The organism is Blastococcus sp. CCUG 61487, from assembly GCF_005222955.1.
Lineage (GTDB): Bacteria > Actinomycetota > Actinomycetes > Mycobacteriales > Geodermatophilaceae > Blastococcus.
Genome location: NZ_LWUA01000130.1, coordinates 1 through 252 on the forward strand (window position 1 = coordinate 1; position 252 = coordinate 252).

The 252-nt window shown below is 75.8% G+C and carries 1 protein-coding gene; it reads right to left on the bottom strand.

Translation table 11 applies throughout. From position 1 onward, the window contains the following. Positions 1-227, bottom strand: a 227-nt coding sequence (locus A6V29_RS08430; protein ID WP_137159892.1) for a glycosyltransferase family protein, incomplete at its 3' end; no start/stop codon positions are given. Positions 228-252: the final 25 nt, after the last annotated feature.

A 252-nucleotide genomic window follows, 5' to 3' on the forward strand; every position in this document is an offset into this window, starting at 1 on the left:
TTGCCGTGCAGGTCGACGGCGAGCTCCGGCGGCGGCCCGGTCCAGTCCAGCGGTTGCAGCTCGCCGGCGGGCAGCACGTCGTCGACGGCGTCGACGAGCCGGGCCAGCGGCTCCAGCGACGGGGTCGTGGCGAGCACCAGCCGGTGGTCGGGGACCGCCGTCCGGATCGCCCGGATCGCCGGCACCCCGGTGAGCAGGTCCCCCAGCCCCAGCGGCCGCAACACCACCGCCGTGGGGCCAAAAGCGTGCTTT